This is a genomic window from Mesorhizobium sp. W050, assembly GCF_054719535.1.
The window spans coordinates 2,490,520-2,517,217 of sequence record NZ_JBTTIH010000001.1; the positions used below are offsets into that span (position 1 = coordinate 2,490,520).

Below are 26,698 nucleotides of genomic sequence, written 5' to 3' on the forward strand. Positions count from 1 at the left end.
CGGCGGCAAGCGTCAAATGGTCAACGGCCCAGCGGCGTCAGCTGACCGGGTTTGACGATGTAGGGCGTACCGTTCTTTTTCGCCAGGCCGATCTGCGCCTTGAAGCTCTTGTCGGCGTCGGGGTCGAGCAGCCATTGCAGATTGTCCAGCACCAGGCGGTTGTAGACGCCGCGCGTCAGCCAGTTGGAGGCGATTATCGGCGTGTAGCGCTGCAGATATTTGCGCACCTGCCGGCCGGGATTGATCTTGTCGCCGGCGATCGCCGCCTGCACATTGCCGAGCGTCAGCCCGGCCGTGTCGCCGACGAAGGCGATGCCCGGCCCAAGCAGCGATTCCTGTATCGACTGGCCGAAGCGGTTTTCGGTCGATTTGACGAAGTCGCCGAACAGGCCGAAGCCGCCTCCCTGCAGGCCGGCTTTCAGCCAGAAACCGGGATTGGTCGCCGGGTTCATATCCTCCGGCTTCTTGGCGTCGAGCAGGCTCTTGATCTGGATATAGGCGGCGCCGCCCATGGTCAGCATGATGGCCATGGGCGCGAAATAGGCCGCACCCGACCGGAACCCTTTGCCGCCGCCGCGCCGTGCCGCCATTTCGAACGTCGCTTCCAGCTGCATGGCGGTGAACGACAGGCCGAAACTCTTGTACTGCAGAAAGAAATCCAGCAGCTCGCCGCCGACAGAGCCGCGCTCGGCCAGCCCGGTAACGATCGATCGGCTGTTCGGCGTGCCGGCCGGCACCGAGCGTTCCGACCAGCTGTTGATGACTTCCGACAGCTTTTCTCCGGCCTCGCGATGCGCCAGCGCCTTGGCCTCGCCGGCGATCTGGTACGGCGCGGCCGTGCGCATGTCGAGATATTGCACGGCGCCGCCATTCAGCTCGATCTGGCGCGGCGTGACGAAGCCGGCGGGGTCTTTCGCCTGGCGCCAGATATCCCAATGCCCCGGGGTCACGCCAAAGCCTTCCAGCGCGGTGCGAAACCGGCTGTCGAGCTGGCCGAAGGTCTTGCCGGCATTGTCGGCCACCGTCTTCTGCCACGCGCGCGCCTCGAGGAGCTTGCGGCCCGTGGTCAAGGGCGAAAGGCCGGTCAGCGACACGGTGCGGTCGGCAAGCCAGCGCGACCAGTTGGAGCCGACCGCCGGCCCGGCAAAGCGCAGTTCGTCGTTCATGACGTGCAGATATTCTTCCCACATCACGCCTGACGAGAATATTTCCTCGCGATTGCCCTTGCCGATCAGCTTGACCATGTCGAGCATGGTCGAGGTAATCGGCAGGCCGGCCAGCTTGCGCGCGGCGCGCGACACAAACGGGTCGGTCGCAGCGGCGAGGATAACCGTGCTGCCGAGCTGGGCACTGGTCATCACGTTCTTGATGTTCGACGTGGTGAGTGCTGCACCGCTGGCGACTTCCGGCCGGCCGCGCATGTTCTGCCACAGGCTGTCGATGCGGTGCGCCGCCACCGCCGCCTGGCTGTCCTTGAAGATGGTGGCACCCTTGGCCAGCGTCGGCTTGCCGGTTTCCAGCTTGCCGATTTCGTGCGCCACCGCCTGTTTCATATACTCGACCATGGCGGTCGGGTTCGGTCCCAGCACTTCCATGGCCGCGATGTCGCGGGCCATGCCGTTGATGTGGCCGAAGATCGCCTGGACGATATCGCCCTTGCCGTATTTCGCGTTGTAGGCTTCCCAGCTGGCGGCGTCGCGGAAGGTGAGGAAACGTTCCTCCTGCCGTTGCGAGGCAATGGCGCCCTGCCCGCGACGCACCATGGACGGCTGCAGATGCGCCCGGCCATTCGAAACGATGGACTCCCAGACATGGTCAAGCGCCTGGTCGAGCCCGCCGGCGGAAAGCGGCTGGCCGGTCAGCGGGTTGGTCATCCGGCTGGGGTCGAGCAATTCGGTGATTTCAGCCTTCCAGGCATCGCGGCCGGCGGCCTTGACCTTCAGCCGGTTGTGATCGTGCGGCAGGCCGAAATTGTCGAGCTTGCCGATCGCGCCGCCGGCGGCGTTGAAGCGCTGCCGGAGATCTTCGAACACGATGGAAATCGCCCGTGCCAGCTGCTTGGCCGTGGCGTCGCCGGCGGCCTCGCCGTGCAGCTCCTTGACCACATCGCTTTGCAGCGCCTTGTTGGCGCGCTTGCCCAGCAGGCCCTTGCGCTCGAAGGAGAACATCACCTTGTCGAGGTTCTTTTGCGCACCGACGATGATGGCTTCGGTCTTGCCGCGTACGCTCGATTCGCCGCGAAAACCGTAATGCGACAGCAGCGCCATCGCCCCCTCAAACACGTTGGCCTTGCCGTCGCGGCCGCGATAGCCCTGCAGGAAACCCTTGACGCCCAGGCGGCGCGCTTCGGTCAGGTCGGCCCGCCGGCGCGCTTCGGCCGCTTCCGCCTTCAGCTGAATTTCCAGATCCTTGCGCGCCTTCGCCTTGGCCAGATCGTCGCCCATCGACAGCCGGTGCTGCCCAAAGCGTTCTTCGAATTCGTCGGCGAGGAAAGACGCTTCCTCGCGCGTGATCGCCTTCTGCTCGACGGCGGAAATCAGGCAGTCTTTCAGGCCCATGGCTAGGCGCCTTTCAGTCGCGCAAAAATGGTGCGCAGAGCGTCAAGTCGACCCTGATCACTATTGCCAACGGAGGACGGCATTCCCTCGATCATATGCCGCACCATTGCATCTGTTTGGACGGCGTCGAAAAGATTGGTGCCAACCGGCCGGTGTTTCATCGGGTGGGCGGTGTGTTCATTGTAGTCCGGCTTGAAACTAATCCCGCCGTCCGGATTGAAGTGTTCAGGCAGTTGCCAGCGCAGGAACCGGTCGACCATGTATTTGATTTGCTCGTCGGTCATCAACACAACCTCAATCCTTGCAAGCCGCGATCAGGTCGCCGAAAAATTCGGTCCTGTCGGCATCGGCAATCATGGTTTCGTGGGTGGCGTGTAAAATGTCGCCGTCAGCAGCCTTGGCCGCCGGCATCGCATCCCAGACGGACAGCTTCTTGGTGCTTTCGAGGTCGACCGGCTTTGCCTCACCAGCAGTCGGCCGGCGCGCTTCGGTCAGTGCGAGCGCGGCGACCTCGCCCGCCTCGGCCGTCGCCGGCTCGGGCGCAGGCGCTCCGTCGCGCACAAAGATCGGCTCGGGAGCAAGGTTCATCGCTTCGAGGATGTCACCCAGTTTTTCCGAGAGTTGACTTGCCCGGTCGCTGCCGGAAGCTGTCAGTTCGTCGATTTTCCTCCCCAGACGGAGGGCGACATCCTTGTTAACATCGGACGAGGCTTGAAAAGCCGCCCGATTTCCTGGGCTTAATTTTGCCAGAAAGGAAGGAGGGTTTTGCACTTCCGCCGGCTGCGCGGTTACCCCCTTCTTTTTGCCTTCCGGCACCTGCTCTCGATAGTCGAGAGCGTCAAGTTCGCCAGCCATGTTCGAGGAAGGCTTGATGGTTTTTTCGTTGGCGTTGACCCAGGCTAGCGCCTCGACGCGATCGAGGAATTGACCGTCCGGCGTCACAAATCCGGTGGTGACCGGGTCGCCACGCTGCGAATGCGGATATCGATCATCGACTGCGAAATGCGGCTCGCCGGGTTTGCCGATATAAAGGTTTCCGTCCTCATAGCGATTGGCAACGACCAAGCCGCGCTCGGGCAGGTCTCCGGCAGAAATCGGAATTGCCTCGCCCGCTGGCGTGACGGCCGTCCGGATTGGCTCGCGGGCCTTTCGGCCTTCAACAATGCGGTCGATCGCCGACGAGCGCATGTCATCCGGCAATTCGGCCGCGCGCAGGCCCTGGGCGGCCATCCTAGCGGCTTCGTCGTCGGTCAGGCCTGCAGGCGGCGGGCCGAATGCGGCGGCGTCCAGCGCCGGCTGCTCGGCCGCCAGATCGGCGGCCCGAACCGCTGCCGGGTCCGGCGTCACGCCCAATGCTTCGGCGATCGTCCTGAAGTCGCCGGGCTCGGCCTCGCCGGCGGCCGCGCGCGTCAAAACCTCTTCGGGCACCTCGCGGCCCAGCAAGCGCGCCACCGTGCGGCCGCCTTCCAGCAGGCCGCCGAAGCCGCCACCGAACAGCGCCGCCAGTCCAACCTGTTTCAAGCCGGTCGACAGGCTGGCATCGACGCCGGCCTTTTGCTTGTAGTCGTGGCTGGCCAGCTGCACACCGGCCTCGACGCCGCCATTGACGGCCGCTTCGGTCACAGCCGCTTCCAAGAGCCGCCAGCCCAGCGCGCGCGCCGGGGCGGCCGCGCCGCCGCCGAGCGCCAGCGTTGCCACCTGCATTGGATCGCGCAGAGCGCCGACAACACCGCCACCGAGCGTATTGGCAAGCTTGCGACCACGGCCGAGACCGACTGCGTCGGCCTGCGCTTCTGCCGCGCCGGCGGCTTCCTCGGCGCCGCGCGTGATCGCATAGGCGTCCTGCACGATTGGCCGCTCGATGCCGATCACGCCGGCGAATTCCGGCTTCATACGCGCCAGCTCGCCCGCCTGGCGCTGCCAGTCGGCTTCGCGGCCTTCCATCACCGACCACGGATTGCCGCCGGCGTCGGCAATGCGCGCGCCTTCCTGCAGGTCCTTTTCGGTAAAATCCTTGCGCGGGTTCGGCAGTTGAACGCCGGTCGCTTCGAAGATCGCCTTGTTGCGGCGCGCATAGGCCTCGCCGATCGCGATATCCTCGGCGTTGGAATTATCGCGATAGTCGGCCAGATCGCGCGTCGTGTCCCAAAGTGCTGCCGCCGCGTCGCGCTGGCTTTGTTCCTTCGCCATCGTATCGGCGAAGTTCGGGGCGAATGTCGGGTTGTCGCCAAAGCTGGTCTTGTAGAGGAACATCAGAACCACCACAGGCCGGCGACAACGACAAGTGCGACGCCGGCGGCGATCCACAGCGCCTTTTTCACATAGGGGATGGCCAGGTCCATCATCAGCGATATGCCCCCGGCACGCGGGTTTCGAGTTTTGGTCGCATCGCCACCAGGTCGAGGATGAACGGCCGGCCGTCTTCGGCCATGATCCATTGCGGATCGGCGGTGTTGATGTCGCCGGCGGCGAAGGCGAAGCCGCCCTGCACTGCCACCGGCGTGGCGTTGCGGATCGTGTCGGCGCCGCCCTGGGACACGCGCTTGCCGGCACCGCGGATCGACCCGAAAAAGCCTATTCCCGCCTTTGGCTGATGCGGCAGCGTCGCAAGGTCGCTGTCGGTGACGGCGTGCAAAAGGTCTTCCAAGCGGTCCGCGCGGATGTCGGACGGCACAAGCACCTTCTGGCCGGACGAGAAATAGCTGCCGCCGACCGTGGTAAAGCCGCCGAACTGCACGCCGCGATCGTAGACTGCGCCGGCGGCTTCCTGCACGGCCTGCGAGTGGACGGCTTTCGCCTCGTCCGATTTCGGGTCTAGACCATCCTCTGAAATTCGCTTGCGCGCGATCGAGGCGGCCGCGCTCTTGATGCGGGCCGAATCTTCCGGGGCGAGTTCAAGCGCGTTGCCGGCCACCGTGTTGAAGTTTTCGCGCGCGGCGTCGGTCGCAAAGTCTTTCATCGCCTTGCCGTCCGGTGTCTTGCCATAGCCAAGGATCACGTCTTCGGCCGCGCGCGGCGATCCGCCAAAGGCGATGATGGCGCCGCTTTCGGCGATCATCGGCGCATCCTTGCCGAACTCGGCCAGCACATCGGCGGCCGCGTTGCCGGCGCCGGCCACGATCGCGCCGGCCATGGCCGCGCCGCTTTCCGGGTTTTCGCGAATTGTCTTGCCGAGTGCTGCGGCCTCGCCGGCCTTGAGATAGCGCGCCGGCACGCCCAGCTCTTTCGAGGCTTGCTCGGCCGATTTGGCGCGCTGCGACATGATCGCGCTCATGTCCTCGGCCGTCGCGGCATCGGTCAGCGGCGGTGTCTCCGGCACGATGCCCTGCTTTTCGGCATAGCTCACCATGTCGGTCGAGATTTCCTTGCGCTTCTCGTCCACCATCTTTTCGGCAAACATCAGCGTGCGCAGCTCGGTGTCGGTCGGCTTGTCGCCATATTGCTTGCGCAGCCCGGCCACGTGCTTCTCGGCCTCCGGCAGGCTGAAGTCGCGAATGGCGCGTCCAACGGAGATCTTCGCCAGCGTTTCCTGCAGCACCTGCTTGCCGCCTGGTGTGCCGGCGGCATCCATCATGAAGGTGGACAATTCGCCGGGATTGACATCGACCCCGGCCTGCAGGCGCAACGCCATCTTGTCGCCGCGCTCGCGAAAATCGTCCTCTGCGCGCACGGCCTCGCTGCGCTTGGTCTTTTCCAGCCGCTGCAGCCCGGCGTCGAGCGTCGACCAGCCTTGGCCGTCCAGCCCTTCAATGCCGCCATCGGCCATGTCTTTCTGCATTTCCTCGCGCATGGTCTTGACGCCATCGGCGCCGAGCGCATCGGCCTGCTTGCCGTAATAGGCCAGCGCCGTGTTGCGGCGGCTTTCGATCTTGGCCCGCGCCGCATCGTCGGGGTCCATGATGCCGTTGCGCACGGCGGCGTCATAGTGCTGGTCGATCGATGCTTGCGCGCTGGCGATCGCGTCGCCGGCGTCGGGGCTGGTCGGGTCGAAACCGGCAAGCAGCTTCTGCTGGTCGGTTTCGAGCTGGCCGGTCTGGTCGATGAATTCGGCGCGTTGCTGCAGCTCGACCTTCTTGGCGAGGTTTTCGCGCGCCTGTCCAAGGTAGCTGTCGGCCAGCCGGTCAAAGCCAACGTCATAGTCGGCCTCGATTTCCGGGAAAATATGGTCCTTTTTCAGCGCGCCCTTGAGGTCGCCCATCGCCTTTTGGAGGCCGGCCGGATCGTCGCGATACTGTTCGAACAGCTGTTGCGTGGTCGACCGCATTTCCGAATCGACCTGCTGCAGATAGACCTTCGTGCCGGCCTCGTCGAAGGCGCGGCCGCGAATGGTGTCCCTGCCGGTCGGCCGGAAGCCGCCGCCACTGGTTTCCAGCTTTGGCTTGCCGCCCCCACTGCTGGCGCCACCGTCGCCATAGAATTGCGCCTGGCTCTCATGCAGGGACTTGGCATAGGTGGTTGCGTCGTCGGCATTGTCGAACACGCCAAGATGCTTGCCGGTTTTCTTGTAGGACTTGATGGCGTCTTCATCGCTCAAGATTTTGCCATCGTCCGAAACGGTCGGGATAAGTATCTCCTTGCCGTCCTGTTCGAACGACATCGAGCGCACGGTGCTGATTGTACCGTCGCTGTTCTTGACCACTGGCCGCTTTGCCAGATCGATGTTGCCCGGTTCGACCAGGCCCTTGACCGGCCCGGCCGGCGCCGGCGCGATCGCCGCCGTGGTGTCGCCGCCGGCGCCGGCCGCAACTTCCGTGCCGTAGATCGATTGCGCAGCCGCCAGCCGGTGTTTCCAGCCAAGTGCCGCCTTGGGGTTCTGGGGCGTCCAGCCCTGCGGCCGTTCGAAGCCGACGCCGGCGGCGGTCGCTTCCTCGACGGTGCGGGCAGCGGCCAGCCGGCGGCCGGTGCCGACTTCGCTGGTCTGCAGCTCGTGCATGGCGAAATCGAGCTGGGTTTCAAAGTCATTGACCGGCTTGCCCTTGGAAGCGGCGAAGGCTTTGAGATTGCGCGCTCGTTTGCCGTTCCACTGGCCGATGCCGATGGAGTGCGAGCCGTCCGCGCCGTCGCCGCGATTGATGGCGTTGACGTTGAAATTGCTCTCGCCGGCAAACTGACCCAGCAGACCGGCCGCGTAGACGCTGGACACGCCATATTTGCCCATGAGGTAGGCCTTGGCGCGCTTCGCCAGCTCGCTGCGCGAACCGCCCGGTGCGCTGGCGCCGGTCTCGCCCACGGAAACTTCGCCGCCGGCGGGATCTCCGCCGGTGTATTCGGCATCGGGACGGCCGGCGAGTGCTGCTTGCTCGCCCGCCTGCGCGCCCTGCCTGGCCGCCTGCCGATCGGCGATCTGGCCCGCCTGCGCCGCCATGCGAAACAGGCCTTCCGACGCGCGCTGCAGCAGCTCGCCGCCTGGGCGCGCTACGGGAAGCAACCCATCGGCCAGCACCGGTTCGACGCGAAACGGCCGGTAGCTGACCGGCTGCAGCGGTTTCGTCGTCATCAGCCACGCTCCCCAAACGAAAGTAGATTGTCGACGCCGCCGGTGAACGCATTGAGGAAGCCTAGCCGGCGCGCCGATTTGGCTGCTGCGCGGTAGCTTGTCGCGCGCTCGGCCAGCCGCGAAACCCGCGTCATTTCGGTGCCGGTCGCGGTGGACAGGCCAAGATCGGCTTCGCGGTAGGCGTCGGTGCGCGCTGCTTTTGCGGTGCCGAATGACAGGTCGACGCCGGACCCTGCATAAGCCACGTCCTGCGCGCCCAGCGCGTCGGCCATCTGGCGCTTGATCGACGTGCGCCGGTTGATGCCCTGCAGCGTCTCGATGCTCTGCTCGCTCTCGGCGTCGGAAGCGGCCATTTCGTTCTGCGCTGCTTCGGCATTGCCCGCGCCGATCGCCGAGACGATGCCCAGCACGGTCGCCGTCCCCTGCAGGATGCCGGCCAGCGAAATGCCGCTGCCTGCGGCGGCGGCCGTACCGGCAGCGCCGGCCGCCGTTGCGCCGGCGGTGGCGCCGCCAAATCCGAGTGCCGCGGGGATTGCCAGTAGGATTTGCATCAGAGTTTGGTCCCCATTGCGATATCGCGCACCCGAAGCTCCCCCGGCCGCTTTTGCGTGATGACGGCGGTTGTGCCCTCCATCATGCCCAGCAGGCCCGTGACGGTCAGAAGCTTGGTCTTGACCGGCATCGGCGCATCCACCTGGTCGTTGGTGTCGTGCAGCTCGAAATCTTCCGGCGCCTCGCCATTGGCGCCCACCGCAATGCTGTCGGTGTCGGCGATGTTGACGTGCAGCGTGTGGATGCGGCCGGGGCGCAAGACCACCTCGTCACTGCCGGTCACCAGCACCTGCGGCATGGTCTCGAAGCGCGGCGCGATCCAGCGGCCGACAAGGGCCGCCGCATAAGCGTCGCCCAGCGCGATCGAGCCGCCGGCGCAGGCGAACGGGCCCAGCACATAGCCATCGGCCTTGGCCCACAGTTCGGCGCCGTCCTCGAAGGCAAGGCCGGTGATGACGCCGGCAAGGTCGGGGACGGCGTTGACCGCGTCCTGCAGGTAGATCGTGGTATCGTAGAGCTCGATCGACGTGCGGCCGGCGCGCTCGATCGCCAGCCAAAGCCGGTTCTTGCCGTCGATGCCGATTTCGCGCACCAGGCCGCCGCCGGCCGCCAGCCACTCGCAATAGCCGTTGATGTCCTGATTGCGGATCATCTGGCAGGCGATCAGGCGGCCATCGGTGCGCATCAGCCAGCCCTTGGAGGCGTCAAGATCGGTCGCCGGCTTCTGGTTGGCGCTGCGAATGAGATTGTCGGCCAGATGCGAGGCCAGCAGCGACACCGGGTCGGCATTAAAGTTCGTGGTGGCCGATGTCACCGCTTCGGTGACGCGCAGCACCTGCTTGCCGCCCTGGGCGGCGAACGGCAGGCCCTGCGGGTTGATGGCGACGTAGTACACCTCGCCTTCCAGCGTGAACGGCTTGCAGTTCGGCTGCGCGCCGATCTCGCTGGCCGGCACGAAATTCAGCGGCGTGTTGCGCTCGATGGTGCGGTTCGGCACGAAGTAGAGGGCAAGGTCGGTGAAGATGAAGAGATTGTTCGAATCCTTCACGTGCAGGATGGTTTCGTTGGTCAGCGAGCGCAGCTTATCGAGCCGTGCGGCGTTATCTGTGGCGCCATCGACGTTGAGATCGAAATACTCGGCAATCCGGCTCATCGCCATGGCGCCGGTCACCGCCGGAATGCGGTAGTAGTCCAGCCGGTCCTGCACAAGCGCCGCTTCCCCGGGCCAGCCCTTGATGGTCGAAAAGACCTCTTCGGTATCGGTCTTGCCTATCTGTGTATGGAAGGGCAAAGCCGAAACCTCGGCCGTGCTGACGATGATCGCCGACAGTTCATATTCCTCCCCCGACAGGGCGCCGCCAAAGGTGACGATCAGCTCCATGTTGTAGTTGCCGGACGGGTTTTGCACGGCAACGGTGACGCCGGCGCCGAGCGATGGCAGCGCCACCAGAGCCGCCTGAATATCGGCCGCCCATTGCGTCCAGTCGCCGGGATAGGTGGCCGAGTTGATTCCGACCGGCACGCCGAGGTGTTTGATCGGTACCGCGGGCGTCGTCTCACCATTCACGGTGATGGTGATGAAGGCTTGCGGATCGTTATTCCAGCGCATGAAGATGTCCCACACGTCATCGGTCTTGGCATAGACGCCGCCAAGGTCGGCCGATGGCACGGGGTCGTAGGGCCACAGATCCTGCCGCCAGTCGTGCAGCTGGCCCGATGTCGCCAGAAACAGCCGCACGGTTTCGAGCTGGCCGTGGAAAATGCCGATCGTGTTGCCTTCGGAGTAGAAGCCCAGGTCGGGCAGCATGCCGGCCGTGACGGTCGCGATGCGGGCCGAGCCGACGAAACCGGCGTCGGTGAAGAAATCGGCGATGCCGGCGGTCACGAAACACGCCAGAGTGTTGCCCTGGTCGGTGGTCAGGTCGACAAAGCGCGGCCGCTCGGCGGTTCCGCTCTCGAAAAAAGCCGAGACGGCAAGGCCGGACACATTGGTTCCGGCATTCGAAAATGTCGCGCGGATGCGCAGCGAGGTAGCGGCTTTCTGCTGGCCTGGCGCATAGGCCGCCAGCCGTGTGACCGGCGTTCCGGTCTTGACCGCGAAAGGTCCGCCGACCGCGACCCAGACGCCCCCGACAAAGGCTTCAATGGTGAATGTCGCGGTTCCGGCATCGATCGCCAGGCCGGCCGCCAGCACCGCCGCGACCGTGCCGGCAACCGTGCCGCTCCAGATGGTTTGCGTTCCGGTGAACGGTCCGGCCGCCGGCGTCGGCGCCGTGATGGCGCGGGCCGAAAGCGGCCTGCGCCACTCACCCTTGCGCCAGGTGCCGCCCATGCGGCGAAAGCCGGACTGCGGCACCGGCTCGATGCCTTTGAAGGCAAGGCCGCCGGCATAATACTGCTTGATGTCGACGCGGCCTTTCGCCTCCGGCGAAAATTCGCCGGCGTTGCAGGAGCGTTGCGGTGCGGCGGGGCGCGCGACCATCTACCAGCGCCCGTGCCAGGGTTCGCTGCTGACGCGCCCGCCGTGCAGCACGTCCGTGACCGCCGGCGAACCGATCGGCGAACCGGCGCGATCCTGGGCGATCAGGCGGCCGAAGATGCCGCCGGCGCCGCCGGTCGCCGGCGTGCCGATCGCCGCCGCTTCCTTGTCGGCCTTCAAGTCGCTGTCTTGCGTCAACGGGACGGCAAGATAGGAGGCCAGCAGCGTGGCGAAGGCGTCGGCGAATTGCGGCGGCCAGGCGGCCGGGTCGAGCGCCTGCTTGCAGCGCGCGTACACGACCGGCTCATTGGTGAAAACGGTTGTGCCCTCGATGGCGAAGTCGCGCAAAGGCACGTTACACAGGGCATCGGACGTGAGCTTGAGCGGCGGCCCTAGAATGCCGCCGGGCAGATCGAAACCATAGGTGTAGCCGATGACAGGCGTGGCTCCCTGCCGCGTGAGCAGAAAGGTCTGCCGGCAGAAGGTCCAGTCGTGCAGGCCGAAGGTGCGGGCGATCGCGCGCGGCCAGAAAATATCGACCAGGCCGCCAAGCGTGGTCTGTTCGTCAATCGAGAATTTGGGCGCCAGCCCGAGTTCGACCAGCGCCCAATTCACGATCATTGCCTTGTCGATTTCCGCTTCGGCCATGATGTCCCTCTGCCGGCTTGCCGGCGATTACGCGCCAGCAGCGTCGGTGTTGACGGCGACGGTGATGTTGCCGCCGGCCGGCACGGCAGTGACGATCAGCGCCACGCGATCGGCGACGCCATCGGCGACGCAGAGGCAGTCGATGACATCGTTGACGTTGAGCTTGTTGCTGCCGACGACGCCGGAAACTCCAGTGCCGAAATAGCCGGCCGCAATGACGGTCGCGACGGCATCGGCCGTGGTGTAATTGTACCAGTTGGTGCTTTTGCCGGCGGAGCCGTAGGGCGTGGAATTGTAGAGCGCCAGCGAGCGAGGATTGAAGGCCATGGGAAATGTTCTCCTGTTGAAGCGTTGAAGCGACGGGCCGCCCGCCGGATGGCAGGCGGCCCGCTGGCGATCGGTTAGCCGGCCGGGATTTCGTCGGTCAGCACGGCCGGGCGAACCGGCTTGGCAATCTTCAGGAAGTCGAGACGCTTGACGCCGGCCGCCTGGATGCCGACAGCGGCGCCGCCCAGGCCGGCCTTCACCAGGTAGGGAGAGCCCTGCATGATGGTTTCCTGGGTGATGGTCGGCGCTTCCTTGTTCCACGGCGTTTCCGCGCCAATGGAATCGTGGTGCCACATGTAGGCGTAAAGCGAGGTGCCATCCTTGCCGGCGAAATACTCATCCGGCCCCTCGATGTAGTGGACGCCGCTCCACGTGCGGGTGCGCATTCGCTGGATCTTCGAGAACGGCGAATTGTCCAGCCCGACCCACTGCGCGTCGGAAAATTCCTTGTAGAATTTGAGCTGGCTCATCCACATCGCAGGCAGCATGCAGAACACCTGCACTTCGCCGGTATCGTCGGCTCCGGTGCCGGCGATCTGCGCGCGGGCCTGTTCGAGGTCGATGATGTCGATCACCGCGGTGCCGTTGCCGATCGTGGTGACGCCCGCGCCGCCGGACGCGAAGGTTGCCAGCGCGTCGAGCTTGATCTTGTCGCGCTTGCGGCGGATGGCGGCGGTGATGATGGTCACCAGGGCGGCCTGTTCGTTCGGGCCGGCCTTGTAGGCATCCTGCACGCGCCACCAGTCGGACGCCTCGAAATCATCCATGGTCAGCTGGACGGTCGTAAGGCCGGTGCCGGTGACAGGAACGCGCTCGATGGCGCCGGTGAGCTTGTAGACTTCGGTGCGGCCGATAATCGGGAACTTGACGGTGTTGGCTTGGGTGTCACCCGACATCATGGTGCCGTCGAGCAGGCCGCCATGGGCCTGAAACTGGACGGTGACTTTGTCTTTGATCTTTTCGGTAAACCAGGCAGCGATCTGGATCGACATGGGAAATCCCCTTTGGGTTGCTGTTCAAAAGCAGCCGTGGGGCCGATAGAGCCGGTTCCTGCAGGGTCCGGTGAAGGATAGCCCGCCGCCGCCGGGTCGCTCCCTTGGTTGCGCCGGCCGAGAATGACCCGGCCGGCGCGGCGTCAATTGCGCGGGATCAGACGCCGATGAGCTTCTTGTATTGCTCATCGAGCGCGTCGTGCTTGGCGCGGTCGAATTTTGGATGCTGCGGGTTCATTTCCGGCGCGGCCAACTGCGCCTTGAGCGCGTCGCGGGCGCCCGACCCTGCCGGTGCGGCGCCGACGCCGGAGAACGGTTGCGCCTTGTCGCCGCCTGTCATCTTGGAGGCGAAGAACTCGATCAGCTGGTTGCCCTTGGCGGTGTCCATGAGCATCAGCAGGCCGTGTTCGCCGACTTCCTTCGGCAGGCCGTGCTGCTGCATGAGGTTGACGAAATCTTCGTTGGCCTGCATGCGGGCATCGATAGCCTTGTCCTGGTCGGCCTTCGGCAGGCTCTTGGCGGTTTCCGGCAACAGTGCCGCACGTTCGGCCACCGGGTCGATCGCCGCTTCAAGCATGCCGGCTTCCTGCGCCTGGGAGTAGAGCGCCGTTGTCAGCTTGTGCAGCGACGCCACAGGGATTTTCTCTTCCATTGCCACTTTGGCGACAGCGCCGAACAGCGGATCGGCGGCAAGTGCCTGCAGCTGCGGCCGGATGGCTTCCGGCGCCTTGTCGATTTCGAAGGCGTTATAAGCCTCGATCTTGTCGGGCACCGCCGAATCGCGCTGGCGATAGCCCTCAAGCGCCTTGTGCTGCTTGTCGATCGTCTCGCGATCATCCTTGCCGAACATCGTTTCGGGCAGGCCCTGCGGGCGGTAAGGCCCGGTCGCGCCAGCGGCTGCAGCTGCTGCCGCTGCGGCGGCGGCGGCGTCGCCGGAGCCACCTGCACCCGCTGCCGCCGCCGCTCCACCGGCACCGCCGGCGGGATCTCCACCGGCCGCTGCAGCGGCCGCGCCGCCGCCACCGCCGCCAGTGCCCTCGCCTTCGCGAACAGGCAAATACTTCTCAAGCAGGTGTTTCATGGGTCTTGGCTCCTTGTCGCTGCTTTCCAGAGTTCTTCACCCTCGGCGATCGCTCGCAGCATCGCGTAGCCGACGGCTGTTCGTGCCTCGTGCTTTGCGGCCGCAAGGGCCGCGCTTTCCTTCATCGAGCCGACATGCGGGAACGGCGCCCGCACCGTGAGGTCGGCAAACCATTCGATGATCCGGCGGCCTTCAGCAGTGTTGTTGAAGTGGAACATCACCAGCTTCATGTCGTCGCCGGGGTCGAAATTGTCGGCGGTCTTGGCCGGGAAGAACGCCTGGCTGAGACCTTCCCATGTCGGCGTTTTGCCAAGCAGATCGTCCACCGCCATCATCTGGCGGGAAAAGTTGAAAGGCCCGTCGCTCATGCTGCCTGCACTTCCGGTTGTGTCGCTGCGGCGACCAGATTGGGCGCGGCCTTGACGGCCGCTTCGGCCGCGATGGCGGCCGCCTGTTGCTTGGCGTTCGCCTCGATGGCGGCCGCCTCTTCGTCCGCCGTGGTGACGATATCGACAGGCACAAGCAGGCCCTGCCGGCTACGGTCCAGATAACGATCGATGTTGATCTTCTCGTTGACGCGCGCCTGCCCGACCGTCTGGGCCACAAGGTTGTAGTAGTTTACCGACGCCGCCAGCTGGTCGGCCTTCAGCGCCGCCGCCATCGGCGAGTTGATGTACATCGACACCAGCAGCTGGTTGAAGCTCATCAGCTGGGGCAGCAGCTGCCAGTCATTTAGGATTTCCATCGAGCGCGGCACGATCGTGCCCAGCGCCTCGACGTTCAAACGGCCATAGGCGCCGATATGCACCCGCGAATTCTGCTGCGCCGTCAGCGCCATTTCCGAAGCCGACGCCGGCGTGCCGCCATCATCGAAAATCCGCGTGTCCAGCAGCGCGTCGCGGATCTGGCGCTGGCCGTCGCCGATGATCATTTTCCCGACATCGATGCGCCCGCTCGCAGTGTCGAGCCGCTGCACATCAGGGCCAAGCAGGCCGCCGGTCGACTGCATCGGCCAGAATTCGCCAGGGCCGAGCCGCACCGTGTCGGGGTTGAACGTGCCGCCGGCCCGGAAACCCCAAATGCCGAGCAGCTGGATTGCGGCGGCCTTGAGAACCAGCTCCTGCGCTTTGTTCACGGTCTTGATGGTCGGCAGCGCGAACAGCACCGGGCCGCGCCCATAGGCCTCGCCCGGCCAGCGGTAAAAGCGGGCAACGGCGATCGGCTGGGTGCGCGTCGTCTCCTGGGCGATGAAGCCGCCATCCGTCTCGAGGTAAACGCAAAAGCGCCAGCGGCCATCGGGCAACCGGTAGAAATCCTGAAACAGCACGATTTCGTCGTACGGCTTTTCCTTGGCCAGCCGCTTGAACTCGGCGGTGAATTCGCCTTTCGGCCATGCCTCAACCACTGCCTCGCGGCCAAGATTGGTGCGTTTCCAAGAGGCATAGTTCACGCGCCCCCATGCATCCTGCCCGATCGCCACTTCGTCCTGCGGGATGCAGACGAAGCGCAGCGGTTCGTTGATCGACGGGCCGCGCAACGGCAACACAACGCCGGTGCCGACCGTCAGATCGGTGCAGAATTCATGCATCGACGTGTCGAAATCGCCGGTTTTCATGAACGGATAGACGAAGCTGGCGACGCCCTGCAGCTTCTTGTCGAAGTCGGTCTTTTCCTTCGCCGACAGATGCGAGGCGACCAGCGGGCCGGTTTCGAGGTTGAACGGCGTCGACGCCGGGAAAATCTGGCGCTGGATTTCGCCGGCGCAATGCATGGCCGAATTCGGCCCGGTCATGTCGAAAATCATCTGCGTGGGGGCTTTGGTCTTGCCCGTGCCGCCCGGCCGCCGGTTCGGCAGCACATAGTCATAGGCTTCGCTGTACAGCGAATCCCAGCCGCTTCGGTTCGTCCAAACCTGCTTGGAGCGGGCGCGCTGCTGGGCGACCGGCGTGCCGTCCACGATGTCGGCCATTAGCTCAAATCGGCCTTGGAGGCCGGGTCGGTCACGAAAAGCCGGCGGCCGCGCGGGTTGCGCCTGGTCGCGCCGCTGGTGGCGTCGGCATTGCGCAGCTCGGCCAGCTGGCGGTCATTCGCCACCGCCTGCTGCGCCTTTTGTTCGGCCGCCGCTTTCTTGGCTTCGGCGCCGGGATTCAGGATCGCGTTCATGTCTGCCCTTCCTCAAAATCCACACGCCGGGCTCGGAATTGCCGTGCGCATGGAAGCCAACCAGCATCGCCATGCGTTGGCCGGCGTGGTTGTTTGACCGGATGCGGGCGACGATGAGGTGAGTTTCGGCCATGGCAAAAAGCGTCAATTGCGCCATGCGGACCAGCCGCCTCATGTGCTGGCGCGCAGCGGGCGCGATCGACAGGGCCATTTCGGTGCGGCGCCAGCCATGCCGGCCGAAATAGACCACGGCCATGCAGTCGTCGCCGCAATAGATGGCGACCGTCTGCACCGCTTCCGTGTTGCGTGCCTGCGCCAGCACAAGCCGCCTCACACGTGCACCTGCGCCCGCGAGGTCCAGCACCGCAATGCGCGGCGCCGGCGAGACCAGGCGCCATTCAGCGGGAGAAGACATCGAAATCCGATTTGACGGTGACAGACTTGATCGGCACCACGTTGCCCGGCCGGCCGAGCTGGGCCGCCTCGCCGATCACCTTGGCGCGGCCGCGATAGCCATAGGCGAGATATTCCCACGCGTTGATCGAGTGGGAATACTCGTTCTTGTCGATTTCCAGCCGGTCGGTCTTGCCCTCGCTGGCGTGCTTGGTCAGGTGATACTGCGACACGAAACCCCGGATCGAGGTCTTGCAGCGCGGATCCCAGATCGACCGCGGCGTGTTCGCGTCGGCCATGCCGAAATACCAGCGCAAGGCCTCGGTTCGCGAATGGATGTCGTTCGTCTCTGTCGGCATGATCTGGACGCCCAGCGCCCGGCTGATCGTGTCCATGAAAGACAATTCGCCGTCGATGCGGTCATGGCCTTCGAAGTCGGACGGATCGCCCCAGGCCTTGGCGATGGCGAAGCCCCGGAAGTCGCTCAACAACAGGTCGACGGCATAGCCGGCAAAGCGCGTCGCGCCGGTGACAACATCGGGTTGCGAGACGATTTCCCGCAGCGCTCGCAGCCGCCCATCGGGAAACTGCCCGACCGCCAGTGCCGGCCGGCCGCCACCGTCGAAGCCAAGATAGATCGGCAGGCCTGGTATCGGGTCAAGCAATTCGGTCGAGCGATGCACGGCAAGGTCGAACGTGTCATAGATGATCGTGCCGACCTTCTTGGGCGCATACTTGCCGTGCACGTTGCGGATGCTGTCAGCCGCCTTCGGGCCGCCGAAGCCGCGTTCCTCGGCCTCGTAATCCGCCCTGGTCTTGCGGTCGCGGTTCTCGGCATTGGCGGCAAGGCCGGACGGCTGGGCGAAAAAGTTGTAGCCCGGCCACTTCTCCGGTTCCTCGATCTCGCGCTTGTACGTCCAGTTGACCTCATCCGGCGGGTTGAAGTCGCCGAACACCATGCGCGGGATTTTGATCACCTTGTTGCCGGTGTCGGGGTCGACCTCATAGCCGAGCCGTTCACCCTCCCATTCCATGATCGTGTCGCGCGGCGGGAAACGGCCGGTTCGGCCGAACAGCAGGCCCGGCACGTCCTCATGCATCGTGTCGCATTCGTTCAGCCAGCCGAAGGAGATTTCGTAGCCCTTGAAGAAGCTTTCGAGGTTTTCCGAGCCGATCGCGCCGAACTGCATTTCCAGCCGGACGGTCGTTTCTTTCCAGCCGTCCGGCCATTTGCGCAGCACATCCCATTCGAGGATGTGGTTTACCGGCCGGTCTTGGCCGCCGGAGTAGGCATCCTTTTCCTTCGCGGTGTACGGCCCGTATTTGGGGAAGAAGCGCAGCCAGGTCGGCAGCGCGGTCTTGGCCAGCTCGCGATAGGTTTCGCGCACGGCCGCGCACCGGACGTTGATCTTGCCATCCTTGCAGACCGGAAACAGCGTGCCCGCCTTGTTGGCGATCTTGAACACGGCGCTGACCGTTTTGCCGCTGCCCCATGGCCCTCTGATGAAGTCGAAAGGACCGTTGCTGTTGATGAAGGCTTCGCAGACTGGACCGGCCGGCTTGAACCGCTTGATGTCGAAATCGGGCGTGTAATCCGACCCTGTACCGGCCATCACTCGGCGCCCCGACGCTTCAATTCGCGGTCGAGATACCACCGGGCTTTCTTCAAATCCTCGATCGCATCAGCCTTCAGATCGGCCCGCCAAATGTACTTTACGGCGTTCCCAAGGTTGAAGCCCATGTGCTCGGTGATGGTGATGCACTCAACCCCACTGGGATGGCTGGTGTAGTGCTGTGGATGGTTCACCGCGTCGGATTCAACCTTCTGACTTCCCATGACCCTCGGCCCTCGATTTGCGCCCGGCCCGCGTGCCCGCGTCCCGATTCAGCGCGGTAAATTTATTTCCGCCGCCAGCGAGTCCATTGCGAGCCTGCGGAGTAGGTCGCGTGTGTGCGACGCAACGCCCGTGGGCGGTGGGGGGCCCCGGCGATTTTTGAAATTCGCGCGCGCGCATTCAGGCCGGGCGAGGCATGGGGGGCGGGGTCGAGGCGGCACACCAGGCGGCGCCGGCCTCGCGCGCACGTGCACGAGAACTGCCCTCGCGATTCCTGTTTTCAATCGCGCAACTGATTTGCAATCAGTCGTTCAACCCGGCTTTGTCGTTGGTATTCAACGGGTTAGCATTCTCGTGCGACTGGTCGGCAGGATGTCGCACGGCATCGCCATTGATTTCATTGGCTTTTTCCGCCCGATCGGGCATCAGCCCAGCGCTCATGTAGCCGTCGCCATCGGCCACGACTTGCAGCTGCTCGACGTTGCCGAACACCATCAACGGCCGCTGGCCGGGCACGACCAGGTCGAGCTGTTGCGGGATCTTCGCATGGCGGTACGGCATCAGGTCGGCCGCCGCGCCGCGAATGATGCCCAGCACGGCAATCTTCTGCTTTGCGCCGGCGGCGCCGACCAGCTTGCACAGCGCGCCGAAGTCGGCCGACTGCAGCATGGACAGCGTCACCATCGGGTCGCGATGGCCGCGCGCATCGAGGTAGCGGATCATGTCGCCGCTCTTGCGGTTGGGCGATCCGAGCGGCCTCCCCCGCGCCCTAGCTGGCGCAGCGACGATTTCCGCGACCAGCGCCAGGGCGTCAACGCCCTCGCCATCTGGCAAGCCGGCCAGGAGGTCGAGCGGATCGGCGCCGGGGAGCTCGGCCGGCGGCGGTGTGTGGGCGTCTGGATGCCCCTGGTCGAGCTTATCGGCCATCGAATTCGCACCATGTGCCATTTTTTATTCCGGTTCCCGATCGAGGCGACGGGTTACCGTTCGGGAACCGGCTTTTCGATAGATAATTCAAATGGATATACCCCTGCGGTTACCGGTTACGTGGTTACCTCATACAGCGCATGCGCGCGCGCGTGCGATGCGAGGTTGCATTAGCCGGGGAACCGGTAACCGAAACAGTCATGTTGTTGATTTCCTTGGGCTTTTCTGGTTACCCATGCGGTAACCCGCTGGTAACCCGGTAACCGCTCCCGATCCCGTCAGCGGCTCAATCAACCTCGCCGAAATCGCCTATCGTCAATTGCAAGCCATGGTTTGGCGCGGCGGAACTCGCTTGATCACTGGTCGGGCGGGGGCAAGGCGCGTCAAATGGGGCGCGGGAAATGGTGACAAAATGGCACGATTTGACCCGGCGAAACGGGCGCGGGATGGGCTCAAAAACCGCCTGAAAACGCGATTCAATTCATCCTGTGGCGACGGGTATAGGGAATGCGGCGCAGCCCTGCCGGGCTGCAAGTGGTCTCGATGTGACGCATGGCAGCAGCGCCGCGCACCAGGGCACAGCAAGGCCAAGGCAGGCGCTGGGTGCGCTCATCATCCATCAGGGCAAGGGAATCGCGCTGCAAGGCGCGCTAGTCGCGCGCCGGCCTGGTCAGAGGCTGTTGATCATTTCATACTGTCTATTGAGGCCATCAAGCGCCTCATAGTCGCTGGCCGCCTCTGCCTGCCGCCAGTCGTGCCGCCAGCGCCACATCGCCATGGCGCACCATATCCGACGGTCGTGATTGCGCTCATCGTCGTTGCCGATGCGGTCGAAAAACGTTGCAGCGGTGACCAGCTGCCCCGCATCCATCACAGCCCCGCTCCAACATGCTTCTCAAACGCATCGAGGTCGATCAGCAGGCAATGCGTGGTGCTGCCGTTGATTTTGACCTTGCGCGCCGGCAGCACGATGCCCTTGGGCGCCTGTTTCAGCGCCGTGTACCAGCCGCCCTTGTGGAAATCGGTGTCGGCGAAGATCCTGTGCAGCTGCGGCGCGTTGGCCGGCACCGCCAGCAGCGCGCCGGCGTTCGGCACCTTGCCGCGTTCGAAACAGCCAAGGCTCACCAGCTCCAACCGTTCGCGCGTGCCGCGTTCGTCCCAGCCGCCTTGCGCCGGGCCGATGCGCAGCTTTTCGCACACACCGCCGATCGTCGGCTTGACGCCGTCGCGCCAGGCGTCGATCTGGCTCTGAAACAGCGTGTCGATGCATTTGTGCCAGTGGTCGAGGTTTTCGGTGCGGTCGGCCGCCGTCGCCTCGGCGATCAGCTCGCCCAGGTGCGAAGCATCCGTCATCGGCAGGCCGATTTCCTCGAGCACGGTATCGCCGACCAGCAGCCGCGCGGCCGCCAGCAGCGTGCCGAACGTGTCGATCGCCCGCGCCGACAGCCCGCGCTCGCCCAGTATGGTCGCAAGGTCCGGCATCAGCACATCGTTGAACTCTTTCCAGCCGTCCATGATCTGCCGCAGGATCATGCGGCCGTCCGTCTCCGGCTTCAGCACCAGGTCGCGGCCGCTCTTGCCCGGCCGGTCGAGCTGCGAAAGGTTCAGCATCGCCATGCGCGTCTTGTCCTGCGCGCCCATGGGCGGCGGGATGATGGCCGAGAAAAAGAACGAATTGCGCGCCGTGAAGGTGGTCGCCTGGTGATCCTGTCCGCCGCGGCTGATGTCGCCGCCGGTATAGGCGACGCGCGCCAGCTCGATGATGCTTTCCGACCTGGTCGAGCCGGGCTTGCTTTCAAGCTCATCGATCATGAATGGCAGGCTGTCGGTTTTCGATTTCTGGTAGACGCCGGCGGCCGTGGTGTTGACCGATTGCGTCACGGCGCCGGCCAGTGCCGAGCTGACAACCTCCTGCAGCCGGCTTTTCCCGACGCCGGCGCCGCCCGTGGCAAAGATGATCGGCCGCGCCCGCAAGGCGCCGCCCATCAGCGCCGTGGCGATCCAGCCCAGCACAAGCACCGGGTCGAGGTATGGCCGCTGCCAGTTCCATGTGCGGAGATCTTCGAGGATGCGCCGCGCCGGGCTTTCCTCCTGGGTGACGGGCTCGGCCCATGGCTCGATCGTCGTTGCCTGCTTGGTGTACAAAAACCCGTCATGCTGGGCCGGGCGCGCCTGTTCCAGCTTCTTGCCGTCGACCAGCCACAGCCAGCCGCCGGAATGCCAGACGAAGCGGCCGTGGTTGTCGACCCAGCCGCCACGGCCCCGGTGTTGCGTGTTCGGGTCGAAATCCGGCTTGCGCGAAGCCTCATTGATGATCGCCATCATGCACTTGTCGCGCTCGACGCGGTTGACGATCTTTTTCGAGACCATTTTCTCCTGCTCGGCGTCCCAGACATCCTTCTTGCCCCAGCCGGGCCATGCCCACATCAGGCTGTTGAGCTTTGGCGCGAACAGGTCGGACAGCGCCGGCATGTCCCAGCGCTCGACGCGGCGCATGTGGCCGGTGGCGGAAATGCAATAAACCAGGCCGTCCGAATCGCGGCCGACGACTTTGACGGGGCAGTCCGGCGGCATGCTGTCGAAAGGTGCGCCTTCCCACATGCCGGGGTTGATCCCGTCGCGCGGCAAATTCGGGTCCGGGTCGATCGCCGACAGCGCGTCGGCTTCATCCTTTGCCCGCTTGGCATCGGCAAAGGCGGCACGGATTGCCTTCGAACCGGTCTGTGTCTGCGCCTTCGCCATTGCTGCCTGTCATTCCATGCTGTGTGAGAAAAAGCCCGCCGGCGTCGTTGGCCGGCGGGCGTCGCGCTAGACCGACCTAGCGCGGCGTTTTCACCCGTTGGCCGCGTCTTGGTCGGCGACGGATATCCACACCGGCACTTGCCAGCCGACCACTTTCAGTAGGATGAAGCCCCCGTCCGAGAGGGTCTTGATCTCTTCCGGGCTGGGCTTCCAAGCGCTCACGCATTCCGGATTGCCGTAACTATCCTTTTGAAGCCGGATCGGCAGCGTGCCGCATGGCCCATTGGACGGCCTCCAGTTAGCCGGAGCGCCGGGATTGTGGGTTGCCCCTTTGATGGTAGCCACTTCCATTAGATTTCTCTCCTTGGGTTTAGAGCCGGATAGACAGTCAGCGAGGGGAAAAGCCGGTCGGCGCGAAAACCGGATCGGATGGTTGCATGGCGCGCTCGCCGGGCCAGCGGCCGGACGGTTCCGGCTTGACCTTGGCGGCCTCTGCCTCGGCCGCCTGGTCGGCTTCGAACTTGAACGCCGCCTTGCACGCCGCATGGAACAGCGACAGCACGAACAGGTCGGCGCGGTTCGGTTCGGTGCGCGGGGTGCGCTTCTTCAAGCCAAGGTGGATGAACATGGCTTCCAGCGGCGCGTCGGGATTGTCGCGCACGAACTCGGCCATGATGGCGGCTTCTTCGAGGTCGAACACATCCTGATATTCGGTGACCATGCCGCCATCGGCAAACAGCCGCGCGCCGCCGGCGATCGCCCGCGCTAGCCCCGCGACATCGAACTTCCACGTCCGTTCGTAGTCTTCTTCATTCAAGCTGTCGGCGCCGGCAGGAGCCGGCATCAGGCTGTAGCCGTCCTCGAAAGGCTCGGTCGGCGACCACGACGAAAAGCCGTCCTCGTATTGGACGAAATAGCCTGTGTCGTTATCGCTTCCGTGGAAACGCTCATACCAGCCCGGAGGCGCATCGAATGGCTGATAGCTCTTGTCTTCCGGCGTCAGCGTCACCTGCCCGGTGTCGAGGTTTCGCGTGATGTCGGTCAGCTTGAGAGCCTGCACGACCTTGTGGCACCGATAGCGAGGCAGTGCCGCGTTCACCGCCTCCGCCGGCACTTCTGCCGCCACATTTTCACCCGTCCCGCTATCGGCGCCGATCGCCGGCCCGCGCAGCCCATGAATTGGGTCAGTGGTTTCGGCCGAGCCCGCAACGGCCTTGTCCCGTTGTGTTGTGCCAGCAGTGTCGAGCGGGGCCACCGGCGGCTGTTGCTGACTGGCATCCACGCCAACAACGTCATTGGCAATCTCGGCCGGCGCTGCTTTGGCTTTTGGGGCGATCGGCGCTTTGACATTCTTGCTTCCTTTCCTGCGTGCCATGGTCCTAAACCCCCACTTCGACGCGCTGCGACAGCTCTTCGCGGAGCAGGTAGCCTTCGAGCGGCCACATCTGGCGAATGCAATCCTCGCGGGCGAACTTCTCGCCCAGCGCCTGGTTGAAGTTGGCCGGGTCGGCCGGCGCCGACTTGCCGACCAGCGTAAAGCCGTTGGTCAGCGTCATGACGCAGATGGTCAGCTGCGGCGCGCATGTCGGGTTGAAGAATTGCGCGGTTTCGACCTTGGCTTCCATGCCGGCGAGCGTCACCCGCTTGTCGGTCTTGGCAACGGCGGCAGCGGCCGCGTCGCCGGCTTCTAGGCTTCCGGTGGACATCATTCTTCTCCTTGCGCCAGATCGTTGAAATCATCGCCGACATGGCTGGCTTCCACGACGACTGTCTTGCCGTGGCGTTCGAGCCCGGCGAGTGCTTGATCGAACTGCTTTTGCGCCTGGGCGTTGCCGGCGTTGTTGTCGCGCGCAAACAGCGCCCACTCGATGCAGGCGAGGTCGATCGGCGCCGAGCCGACGCCGGCGAGCGAGCCGCCGGCCCACACGCGCGCTTCCGGCACCGGCTGCGAAAAGCTGGCCGCCGTCTCGATGCCCTCGCCGACCACGACCGGATCGGGCACCAGGCCGTCGCGATCGGCCATCCAGAACGGCACGGCGTTCGGCCCCATGGAAATTTCGATGACGGCGCCCAGCGCCTCGCCCCACATCAGCTTCGCCGGCGTCACCGGCGCTTTCTTCGGCTTGACCGGATCGAAAAACGTGATGTGGCAGGCGGTGACGATGCCCATCCGGTTGCGCATGGCCGAATGCATCGCCGGAAACAGCGGCCCGCGCTCGGCCTTCCAGCGGCGGCCGTCGGCGTTCTCATAGCGCGCGCCCTTCCACCATTCCGTCGCCGGCGAGAACCGGAAGGAATAGCGGTTGAGGTTGGGAATAGCGTCGAGGTCGACGCCACGGCCGCGAAAATACGCCTTGGCGTGCAGCTCGGCGGCCGTGCCGTCACCATAGGCAAACGTGCCTTGCGGGCACCAGGCCGGGCCGGTTTCCTTGTCGCTCGGCTTGGCGAAAAACAGCTGGTCGGCGCTCTGCAGCTTGAACAGCCTGGCGCGCTCGGCCTTGTGGTCGCGTTCCTTCTGGCGCACCACTTCGGCCTTGCGCAAATTCTGCCGCTCGGCCGGCGACATCGAGCGGATGCCGAGAAAATCGCGGCCCCAGGCCAGCGCGCCCTTGATGTCGGTGCGCTCGACATAGGCGACCAGTTTCAGCACGTCGCCCTTGGCGCCCGATCGCCAGCAGCTCCAGGCGCCGATATCGCCGTTTCGAATGCGCACTTTCAGCGCCGGCAGGCGGCCGGGTTTTTGATCGTGCTCGATCGGGTTCCACGCCACCCACAGGCCGCCTTCGGGCTTGCCGTCCGGCAGCAGGCGTTCGCAGACATGCTCGATGCGGTCGATCAGGCCGGACTTGATGATGTCGAGGTCGCCGGTCACAGCAGCCTCCCCAGCTCGCGCGTGATGTCGGCGATTGTCGCCGGTACCGGCCGCGCCAGGCGCTCGGCTTCCGCTCGCACCTGGGCGATGGTCAGCACCGGTTCGCGATAGACCTTGGGCTTTTTCAGCGCCTCGATCGCGCGCATGACGGCGTGGTTTTTCGGCACGTCCATGCAGCCGTTGAAGCGCAGCCAGTCGTCGGGCTTGCTCAACAGCTTGCGGCTTTTCGGGATCCACGAAAACGCCGGGTCGGCCGGGCGCCGGCTATGCTTATGCCAAACCAACCAGCAATAGCTGGTCGCTGTCGTGCCGTTGATCACCCACCGGCCGCGATGCATCGGCAAGCGCTCGATGAACTGGCCGATGATATGCGGCGGATTGCGCCGGTACAGCTTGGCAAAACGCCCCTCGCCTTCGAGGAATGCCGAACGCACCAGCATGGCGACACCGCGCCGGGCGAGGTCGAGCGCAGCTAGCACGAAATCCGGGCCAAGGTTGAAAGGCGGATTTGTGATGATCCAGTCGCGCGGCGCCAGATTTGCATCGGGGTGCAGGAAGTCGGCGACGCCGCCAAATCCATAGTCGAACACGTCGCTGGCCGTCACCAGCGGGAAATACTCGCGCAAGGCCAGCGCCATGTGACCTTCGCCGCATGCCGGGTCGATCGCCATCAACGGAAACAGGCCGGTGTTCTCGTCCGGCGTCTCGAAGCGCGGCAGCACATGCGTGCAGAAGGCGCGCGTGCCCCAGGGCGGCGTCGGGAAGAAATCCAGACTGTCCGCCGGCTCGACCCGCCGCGCCATGACGGCGGTGTTTTCAAGGCGGGCGTTCATAGCTTGGCATACGCCCGTCGCGTGCGGGCCCGGTGTTCAAGCTTGGCAACGGCCATAATGGTCGGCTTGAGTTCCGCCGGCGCGACATCGTAGTGGCGACCGGATCGGCCATTGAGGCGCGGCAGCAGGCCGCGCGGCACCAGCTCCCAATTCGAAGGATCGGTGTTCAGCTTGTCGGTCAGGCATTTCAGCACCATGCCGTCCGGCACCGGGCCGTGGGTTTGCTCCCACAGCCATCGATGCTTGTGGACGCGCCACGTTGACGCCCCTGTCCACGGATTTCGTTGATCGGTGACGATCCAGACATAGCCGTCATCCCCGATCGATTCGTGCCCCGGGCCGACATAGTTTTGCGGCAGCTGTCCCTTCTTGAATTGGGTTGCCGCGCTGTTCGGATTGAATGGCAGCTTCTTGCCCTTGCTCCACGGCACCGAACCTTTGTCGAAATGCCCGGTGCGCCCGGTTTTCCAGCCTTCGCGCTTGCGTATGCCGTGCAGCTTGGCGGGCGTGACGTCCGGCCGCCCGAACATCGCCTGGAAGGCGCTGCACCAGGCGTTAATCTCCATCGTGCTGTTGTCGCGCAGCCATGCGATTTCGGCATCGCTGTACTTCAGCCGGCGGCCCTTATATCGCCCAGGATCGCGGCCGACCTTCCAGCCCTTGCGCTTGCGCAGCCCGTGAAGATGGATCGCGGCTACATCGTCCCGGCCGAACGCGGCACGGAAAGCCTTGTGATAGTCGCTGATGACCATCGTGCGGTTGGCTTCGAGCCACGCCATTTCGGCGGCGGAATAGATGA

At 64.8% G+C, this 26,698-nt stretch carries 25 protein-coding genes; all 25 read right to left on the minus strand.

Translation table 11 applies throughout. The features are described 5' to 3' along the window. Positions 1 to 20 precede the first annotated feature (20 nt). The 25 genes from ACYG9Y_RS12035 to ACYG9Y_RS12155 all read right to left on the minus strand — a co-directional run bounded on the left by ACYG9Y_RS12035 (position 21) and on the right by ACYG9Y_RS12155 (position 26,678). Positions 21 to 2,558 carry a hypothetical protein gene (locus ACYG9Y_RS12035; RefSeq protein WP_023738688.1) on the minus strand — a complete coding sequence of 846 codons (2,538 nt, stop codon included), beginning with the start codon at positions 2,556 to 2,558 and terminating at the stop codon, positions 21 to 23. A gap of 2 nt (positions 2,559 to 2,560) precedes the next feature. Beyond that, positions 2,561 to 2,842, minus strand: coding sequence for a hypothetical protein (locus ACYG9Y_RS12040; protein WP_023738687.1), 282 nt, complete (start codon positions 2,840 to 2,842; stop codon positions 2,561 to 2,563). A gap of 10 nt (positions 2,843 to 2,852) precedes the next feature. Beyond that, entirely contained in the window at positions 2,853 to 4,811 is a 1,959-nt protein-coding gene (locus tag ACYG9Y_RS12045) for a hypothetical protein (RefSeq protein ID WP_460222752.1), read from the minus strand. A 91-nt stretch (positions 4,812 to 4,902) separates the two neighbouring features. Beyond that, positions 4,903 to 8,055 (minus strand): phage tail tip lysozyme, encoded by a 3,153-nt coding sequence (locus ACYG9Y_RS12050; protein WP_023738684.1) that lies wholly within the window; start codon positions 8,053 to 8,055, stop codon positions 4,903 to 4,905. Then, complete coding sequence (locus tag ACYG9Y_RS12055; protein WP_023738683.1) at positions 8,055 to 8,606, minus strand: hypothetical protein; 552 nt, start codon at positions 8,604 to 8,606, stop codon at positions 8,055 to 8,057. Before ACYG9Y_RS12055 ends, ACYG9Y_RS12050 begins: the two co-directional genes overlap by 1 nt. Then, positions 8,606 to 11,089 carry a phage tail protein gene (locus ACYG9Y_RS12060; RefSeq protein ID WP_023738682.1) on the minus strand — a complete coding sequence of 828 codons (2,484 nt, stop codon included), beginning with the start codon at positions 11,087 to 11,089 and terminating at the stop codon, positions 8,606 to 8,608. Before ACYG9Y_RS12060 ends, ACYG9Y_RS12055 begins: the two co-directional genes overlap by 1 nt. Next, positions 11,090 to 11,734, minus strand: coding sequence for a phage connector family protein (locus ACYG9Y_RS12065; RefSeq protein WP_023738681.1), 645 nt, complete (start codon positions 11,732 to 11,734; stop codon positions 11,090 to 11,092). It lies immediately after the preceding gene. 27 nt (positions 11,735 to 11,761) lie between these two features. Continuing rightward, a complete protein-coding gene (locus tag ACYG9Y_RS12070) occupies positions 11,762 to 12,061 on the minus strand; it encodes a hypothetical protein (RefSeq protein ID WP_023738680.1) in 300 nt (99 codons plus the stop codon). Between the two features lie 74 nt (positions 12,062 to 12,135). Beyond that, positions 12,136 to 13,053: a phage capsid protein gene (locus ACYG9Y_RS12075; RefSeq protein ID WP_023738679.1), complete on the minus strand. Its 918-nt coding sequence runs from the start codon at positions 13,051 to 13,053 to the stop codon at positions 12,136 to 12,138. A 157-nt stretch (positions 13,054 to 13,210) separates the two neighbouring features. Beyond that, positions 13,211 to 14,134 (minus strand): hypothetical protein, encoded by a 924-nt coding sequence (locus ACYG9Y_RS12080; protein ID WP_460222751.1) that lies wholly within the window; start codon positions 14,132 to 14,134, stop codon positions 13,211 to 13,213. Next, positions 14,131 to 14,502 (minus strand): hypothetical protein, encoded by a 372-nt coding sequence (locus ACYG9Y_RS12085; RefSeq protein WP_023739939.1) that lies wholly within the window; start codon positions 14,500 to 14,502, stop codon positions 14,131 to 14,133. Before ACYG9Y_RS12085 ends, ACYG9Y_RS12080 begins: the two co-directional genes overlap by 4 nt. Then, entirely contained in the window at positions 14,499 to 16,103 is a 1,605-nt protein-coding gene (locus ACYG9Y_RS12090; protein WP_023739940.1) for a portal protein, read from the minus strand. The genes ACYG9Y_RS12085 and ACYG9Y_RS12090 overlap by 4 nt, the downstream gene beginning before the upstream one ends. Next, positions 16,103 to 16,228, minus strand: a complete 126-nt coding sequence (locus ACYG9Y_RS12095) for a hypothetical protein (protein ID WP_023739941.1) — start codon at positions 16,226 to 16,228, stop codon at positions 16,103 to 16,105. The genes ACYG9Y_RS12090 and ACYG9Y_RS12095 overlap by 1 nt, the downstream gene beginning before the upstream one ends. After that, on the minus strand, positions 16,218 to 16,619 hold the full coding sequence (locus ACYG9Y_RS12100; RefSeq protein ID WP_156942343.1) for a hypothetical protein: 402 nt from the start codon (positions 16,617 to 16,619) through the stop codon (positions 16,218 to 16,220). The genes ACYG9Y_RS12095 and ACYG9Y_RS12100 overlap by 11 nt, the downstream gene beginning before the upstream one ends. 76 nt (positions 16,620 to 16,695) lie before the next feature. Further along, positions 16,696 to 18,303, minus strand: a complete 1,608-nt coding sequence (locus tag ACYG9Y_RS12105; RefSeq protein WP_023739943.1) for a hypothetical protein — start codon at positions 18,301 to 18,303, stop codon at positions 16,696 to 16,698. Continuing rightward, complete coding sequence (locus ACYG9Y_RS12110; protein ID WP_023739944.1) at positions 18,303 to 18,527, minus strand: DUF3310 domain-containing protein; 225 nt, start codon at positions 18,525 to 18,527, stop codon at positions 18,303 to 18,305. Before ACYG9Y_RS12110 ends, ACYG9Y_RS12105 begins: the two co-directional genes overlap by 1 nt. A gap of 301 nt (positions 18,528 to 18,828) precedes the next feature. Further along, complete coding sequence (locus ACYG9Y_RS12115; RefSeq protein WP_023739945.1) at positions 18,829 to 19,473, minus strand: hypothetical protein; 645 nt, start codon at positions 19,471 to 19,473, stop codon at positions 18,829 to 18,831. 649 nt (positions 19,474 to 20,122) lie between these two features. Further along, the gene (locus ACYG9Y_RS12120) at positions 20,123 to 20,323 is read right to left on the minus strand and encodes a hypothetical protein (RefSeq protein WP_023739946.1); all 201 of its coding nucleotides are present in this window, start codon (positions 20,321 to 20,323) and stop codon (positions 20,123 to 20,125) included. Continuing rightward, positions 20,323 to 22,194 carry a hypothetical protein gene (locus ACYG9Y_RS12125; protein ID WP_023739947.1) on the minus strand — a complete coding sequence of 624 codons (1,872 nt, stop codon included), beginning with the start codon at positions 22,192 to 22,194 and terminating at the stop codon, positions 20,323 to 20,325. Before ACYG9Y_RS12125 ends, ACYG9Y_RS12120 begins: the two co-directional genes overlap by 1 nt. Before the next feature lie 90 nt (positions 22,195 to 22,284). Continuing rightward, positions 22,285 to 22,545: a hypothetical protein gene (locus tag ACYG9Y_RS12130; RefSeq protein ID WP_023739948.1), complete on the minus strand. Its 261-nt coding sequence runs from the start codon at positions 22,543 to 22,545 to the stop codon at positions 22,285 to 22,287. 37 nt (positions 22,546 to 22,582) lie between these two features. Next, the gene (locus ACYG9Y_RS12135; RefSeq protein ID WP_023739949.1) at positions 22,583 to 23,569 is read right to left on the minus strand and encodes a hypothetical protein; all 987 of its coding nucleotides are present in this window, start codon (positions 23,567 to 23,569) and stop codon (positions 22,583 to 22,585) included. Between the two features lie 4 nt (positions 23,570 to 23,573). After that, positions 23,574 to 23,900, minus strand: a complete 327-nt coding sequence (locus ACYG9Y_RS12140) for a Gp49 family protein (RefSeq protein WP_032911456.1) — start codon at positions 23,898 to 23,900, stop codon at positions 23,574 to 23,576. Next, on the minus strand, positions 23,900 to 25,066 hold the full coding sequence (locus ACYG9Y_RS12145; RefSeq protein WP_023739951.1) for a DUF7146 domain-containing protein: 1,167 nt from the start codon (positions 25,064 to 25,066) through the stop codon (positions 23,900 to 23,902). The genes ACYG9Y_RS12140 and ACYG9Y_RS12145 overlap by 1 nt, the downstream gene beginning before the upstream one ends. Then, positions 25,063 to 25,899 carry a hypothetical protein gene (locus ACYG9Y_RS12150; RefSeq protein ID WP_023739952.1) on the minus strand — a complete coding sequence of 279 codons (837 nt, stop codon included), beginning with the start codon at positions 25,897 to 25,899 and terminating at the stop codon, positions 25,063 to 25,065. Before ACYG9Y_RS12150 ends, ACYG9Y_RS12145 begins: the two co-directional genes overlap by 4 nt. Then, positions 25,896 to 26,678, minus strand: a complete 783-nt coding sequence (locus ACYG9Y_RS12155) for an HNH endonuclease signature motif containing protein (protein WP_460222750.1) — start codon at positions 26,676 to 26,678, stop codon at positions 25,896 to 25,898. Before ACYG9Y_RS12155 ends, ACYG9Y_RS12150 begins: the two co-directional genes overlap by 4 nt. Positions 26,679 to 26,698: the final 20 nt, after the last annotated feature.

Bases quoted from the DNA above. Each gene is read 5' to 3' on its own strand.
- ACYG9Y_RS12035 (WP_023738688.1), bottom strand. From the start codon at position 2,558: ATGGGCCTGAAAGACTGCCTGATTTCCGCCGTCGAGCAGAAGGCGATC.
- ACYG9Y_RS12040 (WP_023738687.1), bottom strand. From the start codon at position 2,842: ATGACCGACGAGCAAATCAAATACATGGTCGACCGGTTCCTGCGCTGG.
- ACYG9Y_RS12045 (WP_460222752.1), bottom strand. From the start codon at position 4,811: ATGTTCCTCTACAAGACCAGCTTTGGCGACAACCCGACATTCGCCCCG.
- ACYG9Y_RS12050 (WP_023738684.1), bottom strand. From the start codon at position 8,055: ATGACGACGAAACCGCTGCAGCCGGTCAGCTACCGGCCGTTTCGCGTC.
- ACYG9Y_RS12055 (WP_023738683.1), bottom strand. From the start codon at position 8,606: ATGCAAATCCTACTGGCAATCCCCGCGGCACTCGGATTTGGCGGCGCC.
- ACYG9Y_RS12060 (WP_023738682.1), bottom strand. From the start codon at position 11,089: ATGGTCGCGCGCCCCGCCGCACCGCAACGCTCCTGCAACGCCGGCGAA.
- ACYG9Y_RS12065 (WP_023738681.1), bottom strand. From the start codon at position 11,734: ATGGCCGAAGCGGAAATCGACAAGGCAATGATCGTGAATTGGGCGCTG.
- ACYG9Y_RS12070 (WP_023738680.1), bottom strand. From the start codon at position 12,061: ATGGCCTTCAATCCTCGCTCGCTGGCGCTCTACAATTCCACGCCCTAC.
- ACYG9Y_RS12075 (WP_023738679.1), bottom strand. From the start codon at position 13,053: ATGTCGATCCAGATCGCTGCCTGGTTTACCGAAAAGATCAAAGACAAA.
- ACYG9Y_RS12080 (WP_460222751.1), bottom strand. From the start codon at position 14,134: ATGAAACACCTGCTTGAGAAGTATTTGCCTGTTCGCGAAGGCGAGGGC.
- ACYG9Y_RS12085 (WP_023739939.1), bottom strand. From the start codon at position 14,502: ATGAGCGACGGGCCTTTCAACTTTTCCCGCCAGATGATGGCGGTGGAC.
- ACYG9Y_RS12090 (WP_023739940.1), bottom strand. From the start codon at position 16,103: ATGGCCGACATCGTGGACGGCACGCCGGTCGCCCAGCAGCGCGCCCGC.
- ACYG9Y_RS12105 (WP_023739943.1), bottom strand. From the start codon at position 18,303: ATGGCCGGTACAGGGTCGGATTACACGCCCGATTTCGACATCAAGCGG.
- ACYG9Y_RS12110 (WP_023739944.1), bottom strand. From the start codon at position 18,527: ATGGGAAGTCAGAAGGTTGAATCCGACGCGGTGAACCATCCACAGCAC.
- ACYG9Y_RS12115 (WP_023739945.1), bottom strand. From the start codon at position 19,473: ATGGCACATGGTGCGAATTCGATGGCCGATAAGCTCGACCAGGGGCAT.
- ACYG9Y_RS12120 (WP_023739946.1), bottom strand. From the start codon at position 20,323: ATGGATGCGGGGCAGCTGGTCACCGCTGCAACGTTTTTCGACCGCATC.
- ACYG9Y_RS12125 (WP_023739947.1), bottom strand. From the start codon at position 22,194: ATGGCGAAGGCGCAGACACAGACCGGTTCGAAGGCAATCCGTGCCGCC.
- ACYG9Y_RS12130 (WP_023739948.1), bottom strand. From the start codon at position 22,545: ATGGAAGTGGCTACCATCAAAGGGGCAACCCACAATCCCGGCGCTCCG.
- ACYG9Y_RS12135 (WP_023739949.1), bottom strand. From the start codon at position 23,569: ATGGCACGCAGGAAAGGAAGCAAGAATGTCAAAGCGCCGATCGCCCCA.
- ACYG9Y_RS12140 (WP_032911456.1), bottom strand. From the start codon at position 23,900: ATGTCCACCGGAAGCCTAGAAGCCGGCGACGCGGCCGCTGCCGCCGTT.
- ACYG9Y_RS12150 (WP_023739952.1), bottom strand. From the start codon at position 25,899: ATGAACGCCCGCCTTGAAAACACCGCCGTCATGGCGCGGCGGGTCGAG.
- ACYG9Y_RS12155 (WP_460222750.1), bottom strand. From the start codon at position 26,678: ATGGCGTGGCTCGAAGCCAACCGCACGATGGTCATCAGCGACTATCAC.